General features: G+C 65.4%; 8 protein-coding genes. 1 reads left to right on the top strand and 7 read right to left on the bottom strand.

Features of this window, described 5'->3' with window-relative positions; all coding sequences use genetic code 11:
- Positions 1–6 precede the first annotated feature (6 nt).
- The 7 genes from TVH25_RS12285 to TVH25_RS12255 form a co-directional block, all read right to left on the bottom strand.
- Entirely contained in the window at positions 7–213 is a 207-nt protein-coding gene (locus tag TVH25_RS12285) for a cold-shock protein (protein WP_169621483.1), read from the bottom strand.
- 366 nt (positions 214–579) lie between these two features.
- Positions 580–786 (bottom strand): cold-shock protein, encoded by a 207-nt coding sequence (locus TVH25_RS12280; RefSeq protein ID WP_072699748.1) that lies wholly within the window; start codon positions 784–786, stop codon positions 580–582.
- A 233-nt stretch (positions 787–1,019) separates the two neighbouring features.
- Entirely contained in the window at positions 1,020–1,916 is an 897-nt protein-coding gene (gene rsmA / locus TVH25_RS12275; RefSeq protein ID WP_422424296.1) for a 16S rRNA (adenine(1518)-N(6)/adenine(1519)-N(6))-dimethyltransferase RsmA, read from the bottom strand.
- Between the two features lie 59 nt (positions 1,917–1,975).
- Positions 1,976–3,121: a resuscitation-promoting factor gene (locus TVH25_RS12270; protein WP_169652538.1), complete on the bottom strand. Its 1,146-nt coding sequence runs from the start codon at positions 3,119–3,121 to the stop codon at positions 1,976–1,978.
- Positions 3,122–3,436: 315 nt separating this feature from the next.
- Positions 3,437–3,865 (bottom strand): DoxX family protein, encoded by a 429-nt coding sequence (locus tag TVH25_RS12265; protein WP_169621480.1) that lies wholly within the window; start codon positions 3,863–3,865, stop codon positions 3,437–3,439.
- 113 nt (positions 3,866–3,978) lie between these two features.
- Complete coding sequence (locus TVH25_RS12260; RefSeq protein ID WP_296551002.1) at positions 3,979–5,037, bottom strand: maleylacetate reductase; 1,059 nt, start codon at positions 5,035–5,037, stop codon at positions 3,979–3,981.
- 43 nt (positions 5,038–5,080) lie between these two features.
- Positions 5,081–5,911 (bottom strand): TatD family hydrolase, encoded by an 831-nt coding sequence (locus tag TVH25_RS12255; protein WP_169652541.1) that lies wholly within the window; start codon positions 5,909–5,911, stop codon positions 5,081–5,083.
- Positions 5,912–5,932: 21 nt separating this feature from the next.
- Here TVH25_RS12255 and metG point away from each other — a divergent pair, with 21 nt between their 5' ends.
- Complete coding sequence (gene metG / locus TVH25_RS12250; protein ID WP_169621477.1) at positions 5,933–7,489, top strand: methionine--tRNA ligase; 1,557 nt, start codon at positions 5,933–5,935, stop codon at positions 7,487–7,489.
- The last annotated feature ends 10 nt before the right edge of the window (positions 7,490–7,499 follow it).

Genomic DNA, 7,499 nt, shown 5'->3' with positions numbered 1-7,499 from the left:
TTGGTGTCAGCCGATAACGGTGACGCCGGTGGCCTGCGGGCCCTTCTGGCCCTGGCCGATCTCGAAGCTCACGCGCTGGTTCTCCTCGAGGCTGCGGAAGCCGCCGCCCTGGATCTCGGAGAAGTGCACGAAGACGTCAGCGGAGCCATCGGCCGGAGCAATGAAGCCGAAGCCCTTTTCGCCGTTGAACCACTTCACGGTACCTTCAGTCATGCTGTATTCCTTAAAGCAGGCAGGACGCGTAAACACTGTCCTGTCTCGTCGGGAGACTGTGTGCCTCCCGGGTCTGTCACTACACGATTGAAACGATTCCGTGGGGTTTCGCATCCGCTCGCAACCAGAAAATGTGCGAGGGGCTAACCGCAAACACACTACCTAACGACCAGATTCCATTAGATCACAGATCGTGGCCACCCGCTATGCATGGTGGGTGGGGTCACATCCCACCGCACATCCCGAGCAGGGTGAAACAGGTTGGCGCCCACAGAAATACAACTGATCCGGAAACACAGGTGATCCGGAAATACAGCTGGGCCGGCCCCCCCGCACGGGGGCCGGCCCCGCCGGAGAAAGTTGGTGTCAGCCGATAACGGTGACGCCGGTGGCCTGCGGGCCCTTCTGGCCCTGGCCGATCTCGAAGCTCACGCGCTGGTTCTCCTCGAGGGTGCGGAAGCCGCCGCCCTGGATCTCGGAGAAGTGCACGAAGACGTCAGCGGAGCCGTCGGCCGGGGCAATGAAGCCGAAGCCCTTTTCGCCGTTGAACCACTTCACGGTACCTTCAGTCATTCTGTATTCCTTAAAGCAGGCAGGACGCGTAAACACTGTCCTGTCTCGTCGGGAGACTGTGTGCCTCCCGGGCCTGTCACTACACGATTGAGACGATTCCGTGGTGGCTAATCGCATCCGCTCGCAACCAGAAATGTGCGAGGGGCTAACCACAAACACAATATCCAACGACCGAGATCAGTAGACCACATACGGACGGCGCCCCACCAGCGTCAGTGAGCTGGATCACACCATTATTCCACGGACGCGAGTCGCACGAACGCGGCGGCGTCGAGCTTCTCCCCCCGCGTGGACGGGTCGATTCCCGCCGCGACGAGGCGACGCTCCGCTTCCGCGGGAGAGCCCGCCCACGTGCTCAGCGCCGCACGTAATGTCTTGCGGCGCTGCGCAAATGCAGCATCGACCGCAGCAAACACCTTCTTGCGGTGCGCGGTGTCGGTCGGCCACGGCGGCTCCGCGTACCGATCGACGCGAACCAGTCCGGATTCGACCTTCGGCACCGGCCAGAAGACCGCACGCCCCACGGCGCCCGCTCTCCGGACGTCACCGAAGAAACGCGCCTTCACACTCGGCACCCCGTAGATCCGGCCGCCCGGCTCGGCGGCGAGGCGATCAGCCACTTCGGACTGCACCATCACCAATGCCGTACGGATGGAAGGGAACTCGGAGAACAGGTGCAGAAGAACGGGTACTGCGACGTTGTACGGCAGGTTCGCCACCAACGCGGTCGGCGCCGCCGGCAGATCTCGGGGCAGCACCTTCATCGCGTCCATGTGCACGACGTCGAGCCGGTCCACCAGTTCGGGCGCACGCTCCGCGACCGTGCCCGGGAGGCGCTCGGCGAGCCTCGGATCGAGTTCGACGGCCACCACCCGATCGACGACGTCGAGCAGAGCGAGGGTGAGAGAACCCAGGCCCGGCCCGACCTCGAGCACCACATCGTCGCGGTCGACACCCGCGACGTTCACGATGCGTCGCACCGTGTTGGCGTCATGGACGAAGTTCTGTCCGAGTTGCTTTGTCGGACGCACCCCGAACTCCTCCGCGAGCGTGCGGACCTCTGCGGGTCCGAGCAAGGCGGCGAGGCCGCGGGGAGAAGCCGGGGTGGCGTCTGAAGAATCTGCTGGCACGAGGCGAACCTAGCGCACCTGTAGGCGCGTCATGCGCACCGCGAGGTCATCGGAAGGCCTCACCGCAGGCCGAGCTTGCTGGTGCACGAAGGCCATGCACCCCAGCCCTGACCGGCCTGAACCTTCTCGGCGACCGCGATCTGCTGCTCACGAGTCGCAAGGTCGGCGCGGGGAGCGTACTGGGTTCCGCCGAATGCCGCCCAGGTCTGCTGGGTGAACTGGAGACCGCCGTAGAACCCGTTACCGGTGTTGGCAGCCCAGTTGCCCGTGGCCTCGCACTGTGCGAGCGAATCCCAGGTCGAACCGCGTCCCGATGCGGGAGCGGCGGGCGGAGCCGGAGGCGCGGGCTTCGGCTTCGTGCCCACGCGCACCACGGCGGGTGCGGGCTCGGTCAGGACGTTCGATGCGGTTTCGGTGCGTCCGACCTCCACGCCGTTGACGGTGTGCACGTCGAAGGTGATCTCACGCTCGCCCGGCGTACCGGGGTTGTCGTGGGCGATCTCACCTTCGAACATGCCGGGATCGTCGACCCTGTTTTCGGGCTGACCGATGGGCATGCGCTCGGTGCGGGACTCGACGCGGTCGCGGGTCACCACCACTTCCATGCCTTCGGCAAGCGGGGCGTCGAGCGGGTGATTGACCGAGTCGGCCTGCTCGAGGGACAGGTTCTGGCTCTCGAGGAGATCGCCGACGGTGGGCGCGGCGACCCGGACCTCTGCGGCGGGAGCGCCGTTGTCGGCCAACCGCACATTCTTGGGGCTCACGACCTCGAGATCAGAACCTTCGAGGGGCAGACGATGCGAACGCGATGCCGACACGTAGACGTCGTCGCCCAGCCGGAACTGGTCGAGCGCCTCGTCGACAGTGAGTGCCGTCGTCCACACCGAGCGGCTCTCCCCGTCCACGGTCAGCTGGATCTCCCGGGCCCGACGCAGCACGAGCGTGTCGCCGTCGGAGACCTTCGCATCGACAGCGGGCGCGACGACATCGTGCTCGCCGACGGCGTAACCGGCGTCCTCGAGAATGTCGCCGACGGTGGAGCTCATGGTCCCGAAGGCCCTGGTCTCTCCGTCGATGTCGAGCGTCAAGTCTTTATGCTTGACGACCGCTGTTATCCCACCTGCCACAAGCGTCACAAGCAGTGCGGCGATCACGGCGAATAACACCGGGGATTTCGTAGAGTTGATCTTATTGAGAGGTGACACAACAATTCCAGTCAGAAGACGACGGTGATTACAGCACGGTAACGAACCGATATTGTTATGGCAACCCGATGCCCTCTACCTGCGTTTACTACGAAATTCCCGAGGTTACATTTCGTGATTGGAAGCCGCATATAAACGATGTGCCGACCATGGTGTGAATGTCCGATATGGGAGGCATGTGACGCGTCTTACAGCTTTCCGATATGCCGATGCATTTCACGGAACATTCGACGGCAAAGCCCGCCGAATCTGCGGGAATCGGACAGCAAAAGAGGCTGCGGGTGGTGCACCCGCAGCCTCTCGTCGCCCTCGCGGTTACGCGGCGCGGAGCAGCGGAATCTTCGGCGCGAGGAAGCGGTCCACGCTGAATGCACCCGCCCCGACGACGGCGAGCAGCAGCGCCCCGAGCCCGAGTGCGGTGACGAGTTCGAATCCACCGTCCGCGGCGTACACGCCGTTGTCGACGTGCGCGATGAAGAAGGCACCGGCCATGACGAGGAACAGCAGGACCCCGAACACCGGGACGAGGACGCCGAGGATCAGCGCGAGCCCGCCGAGCACCTCCACCCACGTGGCCACGAACGCGGTGACGGCAGGGATCGGCGCACCCATACCCTCGAAGCCGGCCTTGGTGCCCTCGTATCCCCAGACGTTGAGCTTCTGGAGGCCGTGGACCAAGAAGATGATGCCGATGCCGAGACGGGCGACCAGGATTCCGATGTCGCGAGCGAGCGTGCTGTTCACAGGGGGCCTTTCGATGGGCGGAGCCGACGGCCCCAGCGCTTGACGCGACAAATAGTTGACGCGACAACCAAGCTAACAAAAGATGGTTGTAGGTTCAACTACAAGGAAAAGCCTCACTCCGGTCTGGTGCCCGCGAAGGCCTCTCCCAGCAGACGCCGCACACCCACACGGGTCACCTCACGCGGGTTGGGATAGGGCTTCTCCGTCGCCAGTCGCGCAGCCTCGTCGAGGTCCGCTTCGGCCATACCGAGTTCGGCCAAGGTCGTCGGGCCGCCTGCCGCGGCGATCAGGTCGTACACCCCAGCGGGTGCCGTCGGAGTGACCAGCGCGTCGGCGATCCGTTCCATCACGCGCGGGACCGACACCGCGTTGTACGCCATGACGTGTGGCAGCATCACGGTGTGTACCGCGGCGTGCGGCAGACCGAACGATCCGCCGAGGACGTGACAGATCTTGTGATGCAGGCCCATGCCCACGGAGGCGAGGCAGGTTCCGGCCAGCCACGCGGCGAGCAACAGATCCGACCGGCCCTCGAGGTCCGCGAGATCGGCACCCAGCGCGGGCAGACCGCGACCGATCGCCGAGATCGACTCGACCGCGAGAGCGTCGACGACAGGGTTCGCATGCTCGGAATACAGTGCCTCCACCGCGTGTGCCAGAGCGTTGATCGCGCTGGTCACGGCCAGGGGAATCGGCATAGTTGCGGTGAAGTCGACGTCGTAGATCACCGTCTCCGGCAGAATCTCCCGAGACGAACGCGTGACCTTCACACCCTCGGACGTCTCGCCCAGTACGGGCGTCACCTCCGAACCGGCATAGGTGGTCGGCAGAATGACCTGGTCCAGCCCGCTACGAAGCGCAAGCGCTTTCGAGAGACCGGTGGTCGAGCCACCGCCCACCGCGACGATCGCATCGACATAGTGCTCGGCCATGCTCACGATCACGCGCTCGGTGACCAGGACGGGCGTATGCATCTCCGCCCCGTCGAAGCGCGCAACCATCAGCGGACCGAGAATCTCTTCCACGAGGGTGGCCTGCGCATCCACATGGGCGCCTCCGAGCAGCAGCACCCGCGTGCCGCCGAGTCGCCGAACCTCGTCGGCGACACCCGCTGCGCTCCCCGCCCCGAAGATCACCCGAGAGGGGTGGGAGGTGTGGACGAATGCGCGCATGAACCCTACGGTCTCACGCGGTGGCTGCCCACGTGAGTGTCGTTCACGAAAGTCGGTATACCCGTTCGGCGTTCGCTGTGGTCGCGTGTGCGAGTTCCTCGGCGCTCTCGCCCCGCACCTCCGCGAGCGCCCGCACCGTGTACGGCAGGCAGTACGACTCGTTGGGCGCACCACGGAAGGGGTGCGGTGTCAGGAACGGCGCATCGGTCTCGACCAGCACGAGGTCGGCGGGCACGAGCGGTGCGGCCTCCCGCAGGGCCTTCGCGTTCTTGAAACTCACGGTGCCCGAGAAACTGAGCACGTACCCGGCGTCGACGCACTTGCGTGCCATGTCCGCGTCCGAGGAGAAGCAGTGGAAGATCACGGTCTCCGGTGCGCCCTCGGCGTGGAGCACACGCAGCAGGTCCGCGTCGGCCTCACGGTTGTGGATCATCAACGGCTTGCCCAGGCGCTTCGCAAGATCGATGTGCCAGCGGAACGCGTCTTCCTGTTCCGCGGGTTCGGCGCAGCCGTCGAGCTTGCCCGGCCAGTACAGATCCAGGCCCGTCTCCCCCACCGCGACACACCGCGGATCGGCGGCGAGCGTCTCGATGTCGGCGCGCATCGCGTCGTCGAGGCTGTTGGCACGGGTTGGATGGATCGCCACCGCGGCGAACACGCGCTCGTCCCAATGGGCGGCCTCGACCGCGAACTTCGCGGCATCGAGATCGTCGGCGACGGTGACCACCCGCCCGACTCCCACCGCGGCGGCCCGATCCAGGATGGCGGCGGTGGTCGCGGCGTCGTGCGCTCCGCACGCATCGAGATGCGTGTGGGCGTCCACGAGAGGCGCGAGCGGCTGCGGGGGTTCGGGGGCGGGACGGGCTTTGCTCACGCCCTATAAACTAGCGCCACCATGACTGCGCCTGATTCCTCCCGCCCGCCGTTCTATGTCACCACCGCGATCGCGTATCCGAACGGCGTCCCGCACATCGGGCACGCCTACGAGTACATCTCCACGGATGCGATCGCCCGGTTCAAGCGTCTCGACGGCTTCGACGTCCGCTTCCTCACCGGTACCGACGAGCACGGCCTGAAGATGCAGCAGACGGCGGCGAAAGAAGGAATCTCCGTCACCGACCTCGCGTCGCGCAACTCCGACGTCTTCGAGGCGATGGACAAGGCCCTGAAGATCTCGTACGACAGGTTCATCCGTACGACGGACCAGGACCATCTCGAGGCGAGCGCGGCGATCTGGCAGCGGATGGTCGATGCGGGCGACATCTATCTCGACACCTATGCGGGCTGGTACTCCGTCCGCGACGAGGCCTTCTACACCGACGCCGAGACGACGTTGCTCGAAGACGGGTCGCGCATCTCCACCGATACCGGCACGCCCGTCGAATGGACCGAGGAGTCCACGTACTTCTTCCGCTTGTCGGCGTATCAGGACCGGCTGCAGAAGCTGTACGAGGAACAGCCCGAGTTCATCGCCCCCGCGACCCGGCGCAACGAGATCGTCAGCTTCGTCGCCGGCGGGCTCAAGGATCTGTCGATTTCGCGCACCACGTTCGACTGGGGTGTTCCCGTCCCCGGCAATCCCGAGCACGTGATGTACGTCTGGGTCGATGCCCTCACCAACTACCTCACCGGTGCCGGGTTCCCCGATACCGAATCCGAGTCCTACCGGCGCTACTGGCCCGCCGACCTGCACATCATCGGCAAGGACATCACGCGGTTCCACACCGTCTACTGGCCCGCATTCCTGATGTCCGCGGGCCTCGAACTGCCCAAGCGGGTGTTCGTGCACGGGTTCCTGTTCAACAAGGGCGAGAAGATGTCCAAGTCGGTGGGCAACGTCGTCGATCCCCTCGAGATGGTCGAGCGCTTCGGTCTCGACCAGTTGCGCTTCTTCCTGCTGCGTGAGATCTCGTACGGCCAGGACGGCAGCTACAGCCACGACGCCATCGCGAGCCGCATCAACGCCGACCTCGCCAACGACCTCGGTAACCTCGCGCAGCGCTCGCTCACCATGGTCGCCAAGAACCTCGACGGTCAGGCTCCGACTCCGGGTGCTTTCACCGCGGAAGACGAGGCGATGCTCGCGCAGGCCGACGCACTGCTCGACGAGGTGCGCGCCGAGTTCGACGTGCAGGCACTGCACCTCGGCCTCGAGGCGATCTGGCGAGTGCTCGGCGAAACCAACCGCTACTTCTCCGCGCAGCAGCCGTGGGTGCTCCGCAAGACCGATCCCGAGCGCATGGCGACGGTTCTCTACGTCACGCTCGAGGTCGTGCGTATCGTCGGGATCCTCGTTCAGCCGGTGATGCCCGATTCCGGTGCCAAGATCCTCGATCTGCTCGGCCAGGACCCCGGCGCCCGGCAGTTCGCGGACATCGCCACGCGGCTCGTGCCGGGCACCGCGCTCCCCGCACCGTCCCCGGTGTTCCCGCGCTACGTCGACGAGGACTGAGCCCTCACCA

The organism is Rhodococcus sp. 7Tela_A2 (assembly GCF_049311045.1).
Taxonomy (GTDB): Bacteria; Actinomycetota; Actinomycetes; order Mycobacteriales; family Mycobacteriaceae; genus Rhodococcus.
Note: the sequence above shows the minus strand (reverse complement) of the source record. Positions and strands in the feature narration are given on the sequence as shown.

What these genes read in the sequence shown, in the direction of transcription:
- TVH25_RS12285 (WP_169621483.1), bottom strand. Translation starts at nt 213, where the DNA reads ATGACTGAAGGTACCGTGAAGTGGTTCAACGGCGAAAAGGGCTTCGGC.
- TVH25_RS12280 (WP_072699748.1), bottom strand. Translation starts at nt 786, where the DNA reads ATGACTGAAGGTACCGTGAAGTGGTTCAACGGCGAAAAGGGCTTCGGC.
- TVH25_RS12260 (WP_296551002.1), bottom strand. Translation starts at nt 5,037, where the DNA reads ATGCGCGCATTCGTCCACACCTCCCACCCCTCTCGGGTGATCTTCGGG.
- metG (WP_169621477.1), top strand. Translation starts at nt 5,933, where the DNA reads ATGACTGCGCCTGATTCCTCCCGCCCGCCGTTCTATGTCACCACCGCG.